Genomic DNA, 15,763 nt, shown 5'->3' on the forward strand with positions numbered 1-15,763 from the left:
TGGCGGTGGCGAAGCTACGCTCGCGGCCCGGCGAACAGCGATGGCCGCTCGAACGTGAGCGACACGTCGTCCGCGACGCCGAGGAGGTCAGCGACCGTCGGGGCGAACCGCCGGGCGTCGACGACGCCACCGGATGAGCCGTCGGGTGCCGCCGGCCCGCCGAAGCCGTAGAAGCCGCGCGTGTCTGGGTCGATGCGGCCGTGCGACCCGGACACCTTCGTCGGGTCGAGCGTCACGAGTCCCTCGTCGCCGAGGAACAGTTCGCAGGGGTCGAAGCCGGGTTTGGCGTGGATGTCCATCTCCGTCGCGTACGACGGCGCGTCAGCGTCGTCGGTCCACCAGTAGTACTGGAACCACGCGTCCGCGTCCGCGACGGCGACGAGGTCGCCGGCGTTCGGGTGGTCTGCGTCGCCCCGGGCCTCTCCTTCGAGCACCGCGTCGACGCCGGGGAGCGCTTCGAGCACCTTTCGGGCGGCCGCCGGGCGGTCGGTGTAGACGTGCGCGATTTGGTGGTCGACCATGGCGAACGCCGACGACCCGGCGATATCGACCGCCTCGCCGCCTTCGCCGTCGTCGCGCACGGCGAGCAGGCCCGCCTCGCGGAGCGCCCGGTTCGGAAACACCGGGGTATCGACCGCGTTGAAGCCGTACTCGTTGACGACGCCGACCGCCGTCTCGGCCCAGCGGGGGGTCGATTCGAGCCAGTCGAGGAACTCGCCGACGAGGTCGTCGACGACGCCGACGGCCTCCCGGAGTTCCGGGGAGTCGGGGCCGTGCCGCTGGGCGTCGTAGTCGAGGTGCGGCACGTACACCCACAGCAGGTCCGGGTCGGACCGCGCTATCGACTCCCGCGCGGCCGCGAGAATCCACTCGCTGCTCCGCTCGTCGGCGACCGGCCCCCAGTAGTTGTGCAGCGGGAAGTGGCCGTACTCCTCGCGGAGGTCGTCGTAGAAGCCGTCGGGGGTCGTCCAGCAGTCCATCTCGATGAGATTGTTGTCCTCGTCCTCGATGGGCGACGGCGTGACAGCCACGTCGGCGCTCGTCCCGATGAGGTGCTGGAAGAACAGCGCGCCCGTCGTGAGCCCCGCCTCGTCGCTCGCGGCCTCCCACAGCCGGGTTCGGCCTCCTCGGTCGCGCTCCCAGAACTCGGCGGCCTGTCGCTCGCGGTCGAACTCGCCGCTGGACACGTCGCCGTGCGCTGCGGGCGACTGTCCGGTCGAGAGCGTCGTCTGCGCGGGGACGGTGACGCTCGGAAACGAGGGTTCGAGCGGGCCGGACGGCTTGCCGGCCAGCAAGCCGGCGACGTTCGGTGCCAGCCCTTGGTCGAGATGCTCCTGTTGGAGGCCGACGATATCGAGGACGACGACGCGCCCGGCACCGGACGCGCCCGCGGCCGAGGGGTTGCGAGTCGTCACGCTCCCTCCGCGTGGCGCTCCGCGTAGTCGTAGAGGAGGCGGAACTGTTCGGACAGTTCGTGGCGGTCGACGCCCTCGGGCGACTTGAAGAAGGACGCGAGGTGGGGCATCGTCCCGCCCTCGCCGCGCTCGTCGGCAAAGGCGGCCAGCCGAACCAAGTCGAGGACGAGCGGGGCCGCGAGCGCCGAGTCAGCCCCCTCCCAGGTGAACTGCATCTTCATCTCCGTCCCGAGGAAGCCCTCGAAGTGGACGTGGTCCCACGCGGTCTTCCAGTCGCCGAGCGACGGCGTGTAGTCGATGCGGACCGCGTTGTGGGTCTCGTAGCCGAGGATGTCGTCCAGCAGGCTGCCCTTGCTCTCTATCTTCCCCGCCTTGTTCGCATCGTCTTCGAGGACGAGTCCGTCGCTGTTGCCGAGGATGTTGTGGCCCTCCCACGAGAGGACCCGCAGGTTCCGCCCCGCGAACATCGGCCCGAGCGCGGACTTCATCAGCGTCTCGCCGGTCTTCCCGTCGCGGCCCATGTGCGGCACCTCGTTTCGCTCCGCGAGTTCGCGGAGGCCGCCGAGCGAGGAGCCGGTGCTGGGGGTGAAGTTTACGTACGGGTGGCCGTCGAGCAGGGCCGCGTACGCGTACAGGGCGCTCGCGGGGAGGTTCGGGTCGTCGCGCTCGACCGCCGTCTCGAACGCCGCCAGCGTGTCGTAGTCGCCGGGCGTCGGAATCGGCGGCTCGGTCGACGCGGCGTTCACGACGACCAACCGGTCGACGCCCTGCGAGTCCGCGAATGCGGCGTAGTCGGTCCGTATCTCCTCGACGATGTCGGCAACCGACACGTCCTCTCCCGTCGTCTCCGAGGACATCCCTTCGACCGCCTCGCCGCACCGCCGGGCGGTCCCGAGTTCGACGCGCTCGTCGATTTCGCGGAGGTCCTCGCGGACCGCGTCGAGGGTGTCCGGTGCCACGACGCCGCCGTGACCCGCCATCTCCGCGGCGGTCTCCTCGATTCGCTGGGACCGGATGTCGTGGCCCCCGAACACGAGGTCGTCGACGGCGGGCAGGTCCAGCGCGGCCACCGGCTCGCGGGCCGTCACCATCCCGGTCGTGTCCGCGACTCCGCGAGCGATTGCGCGCGCGCCGGTCATCGAGACGCTCGCGACGTTACCTCTGGCTCCGATAATCCACACTCCGACTGTCATCGACTCACGATTGCGGTGGGCGATACATAACCTTGTCCGTCAATCATGTTGTTTCCCCGCCGATGCCGGGGGCGACCGCTCACCAGTCGAGGGAGGTGTCGGCGTCCCGTCTGTCGAGTTGATCGCCGTGCTTGCTGAAATCGAGAGACCGGTCGAGGACCGTCTCCTCGGGGTGTCGCCACGTCTCGTCGCAGTCGACACAGCGCCACTCCTCGTAGGGACGGCCGTCCTCGGGGGTGACGCGGGTCGATTCTATCGGCTCGCCGCAGAACGGACAGTGTTCCGGCATGTGACTACGGGGTCAGCGCGGACGAGTAAATAGCTGTCTCCGCCGTCGCTCGCGGCCGCGTCGGCCGGGCGTTGCGCGGCCGTGGCGCCCCCACCCCCCGGCCGTCACCGAATCCACCGAAACAATAATTAACTACTATCAGAGAGGTAGGTCACATGTCGATACCAATTATCGACCCGCACATGCACATGGTGTCTCGCTCGACGAGCGACTACGAGCGCGCCCGACTCGCGGGCGTGGAATGCTGCATCGAACCGGCGTTCTGGAGCGGGACGGACAAGCAACACGCGGCGTCGTTCTTCGACTACTTCGAGCAGATAATCGAGTTCGAGACCGACCGCGCGGAGCGGGCGGCGGGCATCGACCACTACGTCACGGTCGGCCTCGAACCGAAGGAGGCGAACTACCCCGAGATGGCCGAGGCCGTGATGGACGGCCTCCCCGAGTACCTCGACCGCGAGCACGTCGTCGGACTCGGTGAAATCGGGCTCGACCAGGGGACTAAGGCCGAGGAGAACGCGTTCAGACGCCAACTTAGGATGGCGGAGGAGCGCGAACTGCCGGTCATCATCCACACCCCGCACACCCAGAAGCCCGAGGGGACCGAGCGACTCGTCGAGATGATTCAAGACGAGGACGTGACCGAGGAGCGAATCGTCATCGACCACAACACCGAGCACACGGTCGACATCTCGCTGCAAACCGACTGCTGGCTCGGCTTCACCCTCTACCCCGGAAAGATAGACGCCGAGACGACCATCGACATCCTCGAAGAGTACGGCACCGACAAGATGCTGCTCAACAGCGCCGCCGACTGGGACCCCTCGGACCCGCTCGCGGTCCCGAAGGCCCGAGACAAGATGCTCGACCGCGGCTGGGACCGAGACGAGGTCCGGAAGGTCGTCTACGACAACCCCCGGGAGTTCTTCGGCCAGTCGCCGAACTTCCACTACGAGGTGTGACCGATGGAGTTTGGCTTCTCGATGAACGCGTTCCGGCAGCGAACTCTCACCGAAGGCGTCGAGGCAATCGCCGACGCCGGCTACGATGGCGTCGAAATCCTGCTCGACGACCCGCATCTGTTCCCGGGGACGGCCGACGGCGACGACCTCGAACGCGCTCGAACGCTCCTCGACGACTGCGGTATCGACGTCAGCAACTGTAACGCGTTCATGCTCAGCGCCATCGAGCCCTCCGCGGCGAGTCGGGCGGCGACGTTCAACCGCGACACCGAGGCGTTTCACCACCCCTCGTTCGTCGAACTCGCGGCCGAGGACCGACAGGCACGGGTCGAGCACACGCAGAACGCGCTCGCCACCGCGGCCGCGCTCGGCGCGGACAGCATCTCGGTCCCGCCGGGCGGCCCCGTCCCGGAGCGCATGACGCGGGCGGACGCGCTCGACGCCTTCGTCCGAGGGCTCCGCGAGGTCGCTGACACCGCGGAGAAACTCGGCGTCGACGTGCTGGTCGAACCCGAACCGCACCTGCTCATCGAGACCTCCGAGAACTTCCTCGAGCTCGTCGACCGGGTCGACTCGCCCCGAATCGGCTGTAACTTCGACGCGGGACACTTCTACTCGGTCGGCGAGGACCCGGTCGAACTGGTGGAGACGCTCGAACCCCACACGCCGCATTATCACCTCGAAGACATCCCCGCGGACCGCACCCACGAACACACCCAACTCGGTGAGGGGGCGATGGACATCGACGGCTTCCTCGACGCGGTCGAGGCGACCGGCTACGACGGCCACGTCACGGTCGAACTGTACCCCTATCAGGAGACCGCGGCGGAGACGGCTCGAACCGCGATGGAGTACCTCGAAGCGCATGACTGGGCCTGACCGCCCGAGTCGGACCCGAACTCCCGTGCGGGCGACTGACCGACGATGAACCGAACGAACGCTTCACCCGCGACCGGCGGTCTTCGACGCTCGCTTTCGAGCCTCGCCAGACTCGTCCGCATCCCGAATCTGTTCACCGCGCCGCCCGACGTTATCCTCGGGGCGGTGTTGGTCAGCGGCGGCCGCCCGTCGGTCCCGCTCTCATCGCTCGCCGGCGTCGCGCTCGCCTCGGTGCTGCTGTACGCGGCGGGCACGACGCTCAACGACTACGCCGACGCCGACGAGGACGCCCGGCTCCGCCCGGAGCGACCGATTCCGTCGGGAGACGTGTCGCGCACGCGAGCGAGAACTCTCGGCCTCGCGCTGCTCGGTGCCGGGGTCGTCGTCGCCGCGGCCGCCGGGGGACCGACCACCGGCCTCGTCGCCGCCGTCCTCGGCTCGCTCGTCGGGCTCTACGACGGCGCACTCAAGGGCACGCCGCTGGGCTTCGCCGCCATGGGTGGCTGTCGGGGGGCGAACGTCGCTCTCGGCATGGCGGTCGTCGCGGGGTCGCCCTCCGCTCCGACGACCCTGGCGGTCCCGGCGTGGGTGTTCTTCGTGCCGGTCGTCGTCGCGCTTTACATCGCCGGCGTCACGTACATGGCCGAGCGCGAGACCGGCGCGGGCGACTCGCGGGCGGTGCTGGTCGGAATGGCCGGTGTCGGACTTGCCGTCGGGTCGGTGGTCGCGGCCGGCGCGGCGGTCGGCGTCGGCCCGAGCGACACCGCGACGGTCGTCGTGGCCGGTGGCTCGCTCTGCTGGTTCACGGCGTGGACCGGCCGCGACCTCCTGACCGCCTACGCCGACCCTCGACCGAGCACTATCGGCCCCGCCGTCGGTACGTGCGTCCTCGGTCTCGTCGTCCTCAACGGGGCGCTTTCCGGACTGCTGACCCCCGTGTGGGGCGTCGTCGCGGCGGCGTTCGTCGTCCCGGCGGTCGGCCTCTCGTCGGCGTTCGACGTGTCGTGAACCGGCGGGCCCCCTCGGCGGCTCGGTTCACGTTTTTCGGCCCGAATGAGTGACAGTACCAAAACAATTATTCATGTGTAACTGTACCACGACGTATGGTACAGTTAGCCTTCTCCACGAACGCGTACACGCGTTTCGACCTGCCGGAGGCAATCAGACGAATCGCAGACCACGGCTACGACGGGGTCGAAATACTGGCGGACGTGCCGCACGCGTTCCTCGCTGATTTCGACGAGCGCGACCGCGAGCGCGTCTTGACCGCGCTGGACGAGACCGGTCTCTCCGTGTCGAACGTCAACGCGAACACGACCCGTGGCTACTACGACGACGCGCCGCCCTCGGCGTTCTTCGACCCGACGCTCATCTCGGGCGACGAGGAGGACCGCCGGTGGCGTATCGACTACACGAAGGCCGCGCTCGACTTCGCGGCGCTGGTCGGCGCGCCCGCGGCGTGCGTCGCGAGCGGGTCGGCGCTCCCCGGAACGCCGCCGGACGAGGCCTACGACCACCTGCTCGACTCGCTCGACGAACTCACCGACTACGCCGAACGCGTCGGCGTCGACCTCGGCATCGAGTTCGAACCCGAACTACTCGTCGAGGACACCGAGGAGGTGCTCACCCTCATCGACGACGTGGGGAGCGACGCGCTCGGCGTCAACTTCGACGTCGGCCACGCGGCCGTCTGCGGCGAGGACCCGGCCGAGAGCATCCGCCAGTGCGCCGGTCACATCACCGGCATCCACCTCGAAGACATCGCGGGCGGCCGCGGCGGGAAACACTACCACCTCGTCCCCGGCGAAGGTGACATCGACTTCGAACCCGTCTTCGGCGCGCTCGACGACATCGGGTACGACGGCTTCGCGACGTTCGAACTGTATACGTACCCCGACGACCCCGACGACGCGGCCCGGCGCGCGCGAGACGAACTGGCCGACTACGTCCGCTGACACGCCGAAAACGGGCCGGATTCGCGGTGCGACTCACCGAATATCGCCCCGAATGGGGCTCGGACCCTGACGAGCGGCGTCTCGCGAGTGGCGTCGCGGCCCGCCGAGCGCGGGACTGGATCAGATAATCGTTAACTATTTGCATGGCGATTTCGATTCACACGCTGATTGCATGCGTTCCAGCGAGAGCCAGCTATCCGCGTTCAGAGGTAGCGCGCGCCCGAGACGCCCGTCTCCAGACCGACGAGTCGAACAGACACCGCCGGCGGCCGCGACCCGTCACACCACCGCGACCCGCCGGGGCGAATCGAAGCCCCCGACGGCCGCTTCGCACGTCGCTCGCGGAACGAGTGACCCATCGGGACCGAACCCCGCTCGCTCACCATGAGACCGGACAGTTCACGCCCGAGGCTGTCGTCGGAGGTGCGCCGTGCGCTCCCCGTCGTCGTGATGGCGGCCCTTCTGGTGGTCGGGTCGCTCGGGCTGGGGGCGGCTATCGCGCCGGCCGCCGCGGACGCCCACGGCGGGACGCTCACTCGGACGGTCGACGAGTCGTCGCTCGCGCCCGGCGAGTCGACGACGGTCACGGTGGCGATAAACGCCTCCGAGCGGGGGAACTTCACGGTGGTCGAAGAGCTGAGTCCGGGCTTCGCGTCGGTCGAAATCGTCGACGCCGACGGCGCGGACTTCTCCGGCGTGCGCGACGCCAACGACGAACTGTTCGCGACCTACGGCGACCGCGAGAACGTCACGCTCCAGTATCGCGTGACCGCCGGCGAGGACGTGGACGAAGACGCCTCGTACCAGCTCAACGGGTTCACCCAGTTCGACGCCGACGGCAAGGAGATGAGCGTCGACGGCGTCGAGACGCTCGCGGTCGGTTCCGACGACGACGCCGGTGGCGGCGGTGGTGGTGGCGGCGGTGACGATGACGATAGAGATGACGACGATAACGACGAGAGTGATGATGACGATACGGACGACGAGAACTCCGACACGCCCGAGTCCACGGACTCCCCGGACGACGGCGACGATGACGACACTGGTGACGACAGCGACGACTCGAACGACGGTGACGACTCGAACGACGGTGACGACTCGAACGACGGTGACGACGCAGGCGACGGCGACTCGGGAGGGACTCCGGAGACGACGACGACGGACGATAACACGCCCGCGACGACCACGACCGACACGCCCGTCCCCGGGTTCGGCGTCTCGGTCGCGCTCGCCGCGCTGGTAATCGGCTCGGTCCTCCTCGCGCGCCGGCGAGCGAACTAGCGACGCGAGACGGCCCGCCCGTCTCGCCCTCGAATCGCCGCGGTCAGCCACGCTCTCGACGCCCGTTCTCGGGCCTGATTCGGACATTCAGAAGATTTAATATAATAACTCCCAAGTCGTAGTTCAGGGTCCATCATGACAGACTGGTCTAGGCGGCGGTTCTTACAGACAGGCGCAGCCCTCGGCATCGCCGGAACGCTCCCGCAGACGACGACGGAGGTGTCGGCGGCGTCACCGACGTTGGAGAAGTTCGTCCAACCGCTTCCGATTCCGTCGGTTCGAGAGCCCGACGGACAGCGAGACGGCGCGGACGCGTACGAGATAGCGGTCACCGAGTTCACCCAACAGCTTCACCCGGACCTGCCGGAGACGACGGTCTGGGGGTTCGACGGGTCGTATCCCGGCCCGACTATCGAGGCGGACGCCGGGAGCCCGGTCCACGTTCGCTTCGACAACAGCGGCCTCCCGAGCGAACACCTCTTTTCCGTCGACGACCGACTCGGCGGCACGACCGCGGAGAACCACCCCGGTTACGACGGTCCCGTGCCGGAGGTTCGGACCGTCACGCACTTCCACGGCCTCGAACTCGACCCGGCGAACGACGGGCAGTCCGATATGTGGACCTCGCCGGGCGGGGTCGAGGGACCGCGGTTCGACTCGGCGTGGCAGGAGCTCCCGATGGAACAGGGGCGAACGACGTCGACGTACCACGACCACACGCTGGGCATCACGCGACTCAACGCCTACGCCGGGCTCCTCGGTCTCTACTCGATTACGACCGACGCGGAGCGCGAACTCGGCCTGCCGTCGGGCGACTACGACATCCCGCTGTTGCTGCAAGACAAGGAGTTCAACGACGACGGCTCGCTGCACTACCCCGAGGAGTTCGTCTCGGCGTTCCTCGGCGATACCGCCGTCGTCAACGGGGCCGTGTGGCCGTACGTCGAGGTCGAACCGCGGCGGTACCGGTTCCGCATCCTGAACGGCGCAAATCACCGCTCGTTCGACCTGCAACTGGAGAGCGAAAGCGGGTCGGGCGTCCCGACGATGTACCAGTTCGCTCCCGGCCACGGCTTCCTCGAATCGGTCGTCCCCATCGGCCCGAACGGCGACCTCGACTCCCTGCTACTCACGCCGTTCGAGCGCGGCGAACTCGTCGTCGACTTCTCCGACCACGCGGGCGAGACGCTCACGCTCGCCAACGGGGCCGACATGGGTCCCGAACTAACCGACCTCGTCGAGTTCCGCGTCTCGGACCCGTCGACGCCGCCGGAGGACGCGAGCGCCGACCCGACGAGTCTGTCGCTTCCGACGCCGGCCTCGTACGACGAGAGCGACGCGCGGGTGACCCGCGAGATGACGCTCGGGACCGAGGTTCGAAACGGCCTCATCACGCACACGCTGAACGGCCACGTCTTCGGCGACGAGGACGCGCCGGTCTACCCGCAACTCGGGTCGACCGAGATATGGGAACTGCAGAACGAGTCGGGCGGGCGACACCCGATTCACCTGCATCTGGTCACTTTCAGAGTCATCGGCCGCGGACCCGACGGGACGCAACCGCCGGACCCCAACGAACTGGGGCCGAAAGACACCGTCCGCGTCGACCCCGGCGAACGCGTACGGATTCTCATGACGTTCGAGGGCTACACCGGACAGTTCCCGTGGCACTGCCACATGCTCGAACACGAGGACAACAAGATGATGATTCCGTTCGTCGTCGAGAACCCCATCGCGGACTACGCGAACGAGGAGAACGTCGTCGACGCGACGGGGCTGACCGACGCGGTCGGTGACTGGCGCAACGAAACCCTCGAAACCGAGGTGCTGCTCGAAGTCATCGACCAGTGGCGAAGCGGCGACGAAGTCGCCTGACCGCGGTTCCGCCGACTTACTGCACCGGTTCGGCCGAGCGGTCCGAGAACCACCGATTGCGGACGACGTACGCGACGAGGACGACCGCGGTGGCGACGCCGATAATCGAGTACACGTCGACCTCGGTGAGCGACCGGGCGGCTTCACCGAGGTAGACCGCCAGTATCGCTTCGAGAGTGTACCGCCCGCCGCGGCCGAGCACCGACGCCGCGAGATACGTCCGGAGGTCGAGGTCGAACACGCCCGACCCGATGGAGAGCAGTTCGTACCCCTCGGGAATCGGCGCGAACGCGCCGAACGCGACCGTCACGAACCCGGAGCGTTCGAAGTATCGCTCGACCTTGTGAATCCGCTCGCCGGCGAACCGCGAGTCCAGCGCGCGCCGGCCGCCTTTCTTGCCCGTGAGGAAGCCGACCAGCCCCGCCGACACCGACCCGACGGTCGCAACGACTGCGTACGGAAGCGCGAACTCGGGGTTCGTCGCCGACAGCGGGACCAGCACCAAGTCCGGCGGGACAGGGAGCAAGAAGAATTCGAGGAACGCCACGAGCAACAGCCCCGGCGCGCCGAGCGAGGCGAAAAACGCGGTCGATAGTTCGACAGTCTCCAGTACGTCTAGCATCGTCGTCTCTACGCAGCCGCTGCTGTCAGTAATAAGTATCGCCGGCCGTGAACGTCGGCTCCGTGGGTGGGTCCGGGGGCACGAAACGTCGCCGCGGGTGCAAGGCGGCGGGTTCGGTGCTGGTTCGTGAATCGCGTCAGGCTGGCTGGTCCGGGGGGAACGCGTCAGGCTATCGGCTGTCGGCTGTCGGTGACGTGGTCAGTCGAGGGCTTCGGCCAGCTTCTCGATGGGGTGCGGGGGGCGTGACTCGCCGGGTCTGTCGCCGAGTTGGGAGCGACACGACGCGCCGGGGGCGGTGACGACGTCGCCGGGGCTGTCGTCGACCTGTCCGAACAGGATTTCGCCGATGCCCTTCGAGAGTTCGTAGTGCTCTTCCTCGTAGCCGAACGACCCGGCCATCCCGCAGCAACTGGAGTCGAGCGGGTCGACGGCGTAGCCGGAGCGTCGCAGGACGCCCACGGCGTGGTGGTCCTTGTTCGTCGCCTTCTGGTTGCAGTGGCCGTGGTACGTCAGCGTCTCGGCGGGGGCGTCGAAGTCGAGGTGGTCGTCGGCGCGGACGGCGTCGAGGTACTCCATGACGCCGTAGGCCGACCCCGAGACGAGTTCGACGGCCGTCCCGTCGAGGAGGTCGAGATACTCGTCTTGGAACATCACCGCGTCGGAGGGCTCGACGAAGACGACCGACCAGCCGTCGTCGACGTAGGGGCGAAGTCGCCCGACGTTGTGCCGCGCTCGGTCGCGGGCCGTGTCGAGCATCCCCATCGAGAACGCGGCGCGACCGCTCGGTTCGAGGTCGCTCGGAATCCGGACGTGGACGTTCGCGGCTTCGAGCACCTCGACGGCGGCCTTGCCGGGTTCGGGGTAGTTGTAGTTGGTGTAGGTGTCGGGGAACAGAAGCACCTTCCCGCGGGCCTCGGCGGGCGGCACCGACGACCCGCCGCGAGCCTCGAACCACTCTTCCAACGATTCGCTGCTGAAGCTCGGCAGGTCGCGCTCGCTGGCGATGCCGAGGACCTTCTCCAGCAGGAGGCGACTCCCCGGAAGCTCCGCGGCGACGTTGGACAGCGGGGCGAGCTTGCTCCCGACTTTCGACAGCGTGTCGACGTTGGCGAACACCCGCGAGCGGAGGCTGGTGCCCTCTTTCTGGTGGTACTGGTGTTTCACCTCGGATTTCAGCTTCGCCATGTCGACGCCGGTCGGACAGTCGCTCTGACAGCCCTTACAGCCGACACAGAGGTCCAGCACCTCGGTCTGGAAGCGCTCGGAGTACAGTTCGTCCTCGGGGAGTTCGCCCGAGATGGCGGCCCGGAGCATGTTCGCGCGCCCGCGAGTGGTCTGGACTTCCTCCTTCGAGGCGCGGTAGGTCGGGCACATGGTGTTCGAGTCGGTCTGCCGGCAAGTGCCACAGCCGTTACAGAGTTCGACGAGGTGCGAGAAGCCGCCCTCGTCGTCGAAGTCGAGGTCGGTCTGCGGCTCGACGGACTGGTAATCAGGACCGTAGCGGAGGTTCTCGCGCATGTCCGCGCCGACGCCCCGGTCGCTGTCCGGGCCGGGGTCCGAGGGTCCGTCGCGGTAGACGACGTTGCCGGGGTTGAACAGCCAGTCGGGGTCGAACGCCGTCTTCAGCTCCTTGAACGCGCCCCAGAGTTCGGGGCCGTACATCTTCGGATTGAACTCGGTTCGGGCCATCCCATCGCCGTGCTCGCCCGAAAAGGCCCCGTGATGTTCGACGACGAGGTCGGTCACGTCGTCGGTGATGGAGTGCATCTTCTCGATGCCCTCGTTCTCCTTGAGGTTCAGAATCGGGCGGATGTGGAGCGTCCCCGACCCGGCGTGGGCGAAGTACGCGGCCGACGTGTCGTGGCTCTCAAGGACGTCCTCGAACTTCTGGACGTACTCCGCGAGTTCTTCGGGCGGGACGGTCGCGTCCTCGATGAACGGGTACGGCTTCGGGTCGCCTTCGAGGCTCATCAACAGCGGAATCGCCGCCTTACGGAGCTTCCACAGTCGGCCCTGGCTCTCTTCGGAGTAGGCTTCGAGCACGTCGAACGCAGCGCCGGAGTCGACGAAGTGGGCGTTCGTGTCCGCGACCGCGGCCTCGAAGTCGTCGACGAGTTCGTCGTCCCACTCCAGCATCAGCGCCGCCTTCGCGCCCTCGGGGATGGGTTCTGCGTACTCGGCGTAGCCCTCCGACTCGCGGGCGAGGCGGAACACCTCGTCGTCCATGAGTTCGACGGCGCTGACAGGGAATTCGAGCGCCTCCGGGACGGCCTCCATCGCGTCCACGAGGTCGTCGAAGCAGTACAGCGCGAGCGCCGTCTCGTCCGGCTTGGTGACGAGCGAGACGGTCGCCTCGACGATGACGCCGAGGGTGCCCTCCGCGCCGACGAACAGCTTCGAGAGGTTGATGACCTCCTCGCCGTCGTCGTTCTCGTAGATGACTTTCTGGAGGTTATACCCCGACACCGAGCGCTTGAGCGACGGATACTTGTTCTCTATCTCTGCCTCGTGGTTCTCGACGAGCGCCCGGACCGTCCGGTAGATATTCGCCTCCAGGTCATCTTGGGCGAGAATCGAGTCGTACTCGTCGCTGTCGAGGACGACCTCGCGAGTGTGTATCAGCGAGCCGTCGGCCAGAATCACCTCCAACTCCTCGGTGTAGGCGTCGGTGATGCCGTAGCGGACCGAGTGCGCGCCCGTGGAGTTGTTGCCGATGCCGCCGCCCACGGTCGAGCGATTCGAGGAGGCGGGGTCGGGCGCGAACTTGAGGCCGTGGTCCGCGAGCGCGGCGTCGAGGTGGTCCTGAACGCACCCCGGCTGGACGGTCGCACGCCTCGCCTGCGGGTCGATATCGACGATATCGTCCATGTACTTCGTGAAATCGATGACGACGCAGCCACGTCCGACGGTTTGGCCGCCCAGCGAGGAGCCCGTTCCGCGTGGCAGAACTGGGACGCCGTGGTTTGCCGCGGTCTCCACGGTGGCGCGAACGTCGTCGGCGTCTCTCGGCAGGACGACCCCCGCGGGTCGCGCCTGATAGATGCTGCCGTCGGTCGCGTACAGCACCTGCGCGTACTCGTCGAACTTCACGTCGCCGTCGACGCGGTCCCGTAACTCCGTCGCCAGTGCGGTGTACGCCGTCACGTCCGGACGGTCCACGTCGAGCGTCGTCGCCGATGTCTCTCCTCCCCGTGGGGAGTCGAGCACGTCTTCAACTGCCATCATCAATGATACACATACGCACGGATTAAATCCTCTGGTGTTGCGACACGTTCTCACCCTCGAACCGCCCGTCGCGGCCGACGTGGGGATTTATAGTCGCGTCCCCGGTACGTACCCTCATTCATGGTCAGGTCACCGAACTGGAATCAAACTGACGTGGCGCGCGCCATCCCGACGGCGTCCAAGGCGGAGGTCGACCAACTGCTCGCGAGCCTCCAGCGACTGACCGGTATCGGCGTGTGGTCCTACGACGTGTCGCGCGACGAACTGTGGTGGAGCGACGAGGCAAAGCGAATACACGGGTTCGACGCGGCGGCGACGCCGACCGTCTCGGACGTCGTCGAGCAGTACGCCGAAGGCGACCAAGACGGCGTGTTGGTTCGCCTCGGCGACGCTATCGAACACGGAGAGCCCTTTGCTATCGACGTGCAGTACGCGAGCGAGCGAACGACCGAGCGGTCGATACGGCTTTCGTGCGACCCGCTGGTAGAGGACGGTCAGACGGTCACGCTCTACGGCGTCGTGCGGGACGTGACGGACACGAAGCGTCAGGAACAGCGTATCGAGATTCTTCGCCGGACGAGCCAGGAGTTACGGAACGCGAGTTCGAAGGCGGAGGTGGCGGAGATACTGGCCGACGCGGCGAAGAACGTCCTCGGCCTCGTCAACACGACCGTCCGGTTGGTCGACGAGAACCGGAACATGCTCCAGACAATCGAGGCGACGGAGGAGTGTCTGGAACGCGCCGGCGACCGGCCGAACTACTCGGTCAGCGAGGACACGCCGGCCGCGCGGACGTACCGGACGGGCGAGCCGGTCATCCACGCGAACCACGAGCACACCGAAGACGACCACAGTCGGGGCGCGCTCCAATCGGGGCTGTACGTCCCCATCGGGAGCCACGGCGTGCTCAGCGCCGGCGACGTGGTCGTCGACGCGTTCGAGGAACACGACCTCGAAGCCGCGGGCCTCCTCGGCCAACTCGGAGCGGAGGCAATCACGCGAATCGGCTGGGTGAAACGGTCGCGGGCGATTTGACGGCCGACCGAACAGCCACGACGCACGCGAACCGAACAGCGTTCGACGTATTCCACCGTTCTATTTCGTTTGTTCCCGCGGGAATACGAGAGAAACATGCCCGGATTGACCGGGCTGGCGGGGTAGTTCAGCTGATTTACATTATGGCAACAGTTATGAACCATCATGATAATAATTGGTGTATGATTGAGAACGTGACCGGGCGACGGCTCAAGACGACCCAGGCCTCGCTGGAGATTCTCAGCCTCATTCTGGAACACGGCGGTCTCACACTCGCTGAACTGGACACGATGGTCGACAGTTCGAAAAGCTCCATTTGTAGTCACCTCAACACGCTCTTGGAGAGTCGATATCTGGTCAAGCGCGACGGCGTCTACCGCGTCAGTTTCAGGGTGGCGCTGTTGGGCGAGCGCGCCCGACATCGGTATCCGAGTGACGAGGTCGTCGAGCGGGTCGTCGACGAACTGGCCGACGCGACCGGCCAAGAGGCGAACTTCACTATCTTCGAACACGGTCGGCTGCTCATGTGTTACGGCTCGTCGACCGACGAGGGACGGGACGCGAACGGCATCCGCTACCGGTCGGAGTACCACCTGCACAACACGGCCGCGGGGAAAGCCATCCTCTCGGAACTAGACCGCGACGAGGTGGCGTCGATAGTCGACCACTGGGGCCTGCCGCGGGAGTCGGAGGGCACGATTACGAACGCCGACCGGCTGTTCGACGCGTTGGACGAAATCGCAACTCAGGAGTACGCCGTCGTCGACGAGGAGTTCGCACCGAATCTCATCGCCATCGGTGCACCGGTCCACGACGCCGACGGGCGAATCGTCGGCGGCCTCAGCGTCGGCGGACCGAAGTATCAGGTGGACATGACGCGACTCGAGCGCGAATTCGCCGACGAACTGCTGAACGCCGTCGAGTCGCTGGAATCGGCGCTCTCGTAGGCAAACACCGCCGTCTCAGGTACCAGGTACCAAGCGCGAAAATAGCAGGTGCGGGTTGGCTGGCGTTGTCAGGCTGACTGCTGGT

12 protein-coding genes and 1 pseudogene are annotated in these 15,763 nt (G+C 67.1%); 8 read left to right on the forward strand and 5 right to left on the reverse strand.

Going from position 1 to position 15,763, the window contains the following annotated elements; translation table 11 throughout:
* Positions 1-14: 14 nt before the first annotated feature.
* From ACSR87_RS16505 to ACSR87_RS16515, 3 genes are all read right to left on the reverse strand, one after another.
* Entirely contained in the window at positions 15-1,415 is a 1,401-nt protein-coding gene (locus ACSR87_RS16505; protein WP_498531313.1) for an alkaline phosphatase family protein, read from the reverse strand.
* The gene (locus ACSR87_RS16510; RefSeq protein WP_498531314.1) at positions 1,412-2,608 is read right to left on the reverse strand and encodes an inositol-3-phosphate synthase; all 1,197 of its coding nucleotides are present in this window, start codon (positions 2,606-2,608) and stop codon (positions 1,412-1,414) included. Before ACSR87_RS16510 ends, ACSR87_RS16505 begins: the two co-directional genes overlap by 4 nt.
* A gap of 79 nt (positions 2,609-2,687) precedes the next feature.
* The gene (locus ACSR87_RS16515; protein ID WP_498531315.1) at positions 2,688-2,897 is read right to left on the reverse strand and encodes a hydrogenase expression protein HypA/HybF; all 210 of its coding nucleotides are present in this window, start codon (positions 2,895-2,897) and stop codon (positions 2,688-2,690) included.
* A 182-nt stretch (positions 2,898-3,079) separates the two neighbouring features.
* Between ACSR87_RS16515 and ACSR87_RS16520 the strand changes: the two genes are divergently transcribed.
* From ACSR87_RS16520 to ACSR87_RS16545, 6 genes and pseudogenes are all read left to right on the forward strand, one after another.
* A complete protein-coding gene (locus tag ACSR87_RS16520) occupies positions 3,080-3,859 on the forward strand; it encodes a TatD family hydrolase (protein ID WP_498531398.1) in 780 nt (259 codons plus the stop codon).
* 3 nt (positions 3,860-3,862) lie between these two features.
* Complete coding sequence (locus ACSR87_RS16525) at positions 3,863-4,738, forward strand: sugar phosphate isomerase/epimerase family protein (RefSeq protein ID WP_498531316.1); 876 nt, start codon at positions 3,863-3,865, stop codon at positions 4,736-4,738.
* Between the two features lie 45 nt (positions 4,739-4,783).
* Entirely contained in the window at positions 4,784-5,746 is a 963-nt protein-coding gene (locus ACSR87_RS16530) for a UbiA family prenyltransferase (RefSeq protein ID WP_498531317.1), read from the forward strand.
* 95 nt (positions 5,747-5,841) lie between these two features.
* Positions 5,842-6,693 (forward strand): sugar phosphate isomerase/epimerase family protein, encoded by an 852-nt coding sequence (locus tag ACSR87_RS16535; protein WP_498531318.1) that lies wholly within the window; start codon positions 5,842-5,844, stop codon positions 6,691-6,693.
* Positions 6,694-7,224: 531 nt separating this feature from the next.
* Positions 7,225-7,974: pseudogene (locus tag ACSR87_RS16540) on the forward strand (PGF-CTERM sorting domain-containing protein); the annotation flags it as partial.
* Positions 7,975-8,193: 219 nt separating this feature from the next.
* Positions 8,194-9,849, forward strand: coding sequence for a multicopper oxidase family protein (locus ACSR87_RS16545; RefSeq protein ID WP_498531399.1), 1,656 nt, complete (start codon positions 8,194-8,196; stop codon positions 9,847-9,849).
* 16 nt (positions 9,850-9,865) lie between these two features.
* Here ACSR87_RS16545 and ACSR87_RS16550 read toward each other — a convergent pair whose 3' ends face one another.
* Together ACSR87_RS16550 and ACSR87_RS16555 are read right to left on the reverse strand one after the other, a co-directional pair.
* On the reverse strand, positions 9,866-10,471 hold the full coding sequence (locus ACSR87_RS16550) for a YqaA family protein (RefSeq protein WP_405310869.1): 606 nt from the start codon (positions 10,469-10,471) through the stop codon (positions 9,866-9,868).
* 198 nt (positions 10,472-10,669) lie between these two features.
* Positions 10,670-13,696 carry an FAD-binding and (Fe-S)-binding domain-containing protein gene (locus ACSR87_RS16555; protein ID WP_498531319.1) on the reverse strand — a complete coding sequence of 1,009 codons (3,027 nt, stop codon included), beginning with the start codon at positions 13,694-13,696 and terminating at the stop codon, positions 10,670-10,672.
* Positions 13,697-13,849: 153 nt separating this feature from the next.
* On the opposite strand from ACSR87_RS16555, the gene ACSR87_RS16560 reads away from it, so the two are divergent.
* Both ACSR87_RS16560 and ACSR87_RS16565 read left to right on the forward strand, forming a co-directional pair.
* Positions 13,850-14,731: a GAF domain-containing protein gene (locus ACSR87_RS16560; protein WP_498531400.1), complete on the forward strand. Its 882-nt coding sequence runs from the start codon at positions 13,850-13,852 to the stop codon at positions 14,729-14,731.
* Between the two features lie 182 nt (positions 14,732-14,913).
* A complete protein-coding gene (locus ACSR87_RS16565; protein ID WP_498531320.1) occupies positions 14,914-15,678 on the forward strand; it encodes an IclR family transcriptional regulator in 765 nt (254 codons plus the stop codon).
* Positions 15,679-15,763 lie beyond the last annotated feature (85 nt).

The organism is Haloferax sp. SDI50 (assembly GCF_059802635.1).

Excerpts from the sequence above, each read along its gene's own strand:
- ACSR87_RS16510 (WP_498531314.1), bottom strand. The coding sequence starts at position 2,608 with ATGACAGTCGGAGTGTGGATTATCGGAGCCAGAGGTAACGTCGCGAGC.
- ACSR87_RS16515 (WP_498531315.1), bottom strand. The coding sequence starts at position 2,897 with ATGCCGGAACACTGTCCGTTCTGCGGCGAGCCGATAGAATCGACCCGC.
- ACSR87_RS16520 (WP_498531398.1), top strand. The coding sequence starts at position 3,080 with ATGCACATGGTGTCTCGCTCGACGAGCGACTACGAGCGCGCCCGACTC.
- ACSR87_RS16525 (WP_498531316.1), top strand. The coding sequence starts at position 3,863 with ATGGAGTTTGGCTTCTCGATGAACGCGTTCCGGCAGCGAACTCTCACC.
- ACSR87_RS16530 (WP_498531317.1), top strand. The coding sequence starts at position 4,784 with ATGAACCGAACGAACGCTTCACCCGCGACCGGCGGTCTTCGACGCTCG.
- ACSR87_RS16535 (WP_498531318.1), top strand. The coding sequence starts at position 5,842 with ATGGTACAGTTAGCCTTCTCCACGAACGCGTACACGCGTTTCGACCTG.
- ACSR87_RS16550 (WP_405310869.1), bottom strand. The coding sequence starts at position 10,471 with ATGCTAGACGTACTGGAGACTGTCGAACTATCGACCGCGTTTTTCGCC.
- ACSR87_RS16555 (WP_498531319.1), bottom strand. The coding sequence starts at position 13,696 with ATGATGGCAGTTGAAGACGTGCTCGACTCCCCACGGGGAGGAGAGACA.
- ACSR87_RS16565 (WP_498531320.1), top strand. The coding sequence starts at position 14,914 with ATGATTGAGAACGTGACCGGGCGACGGCTCAAGACGACCCAGGCCTCG.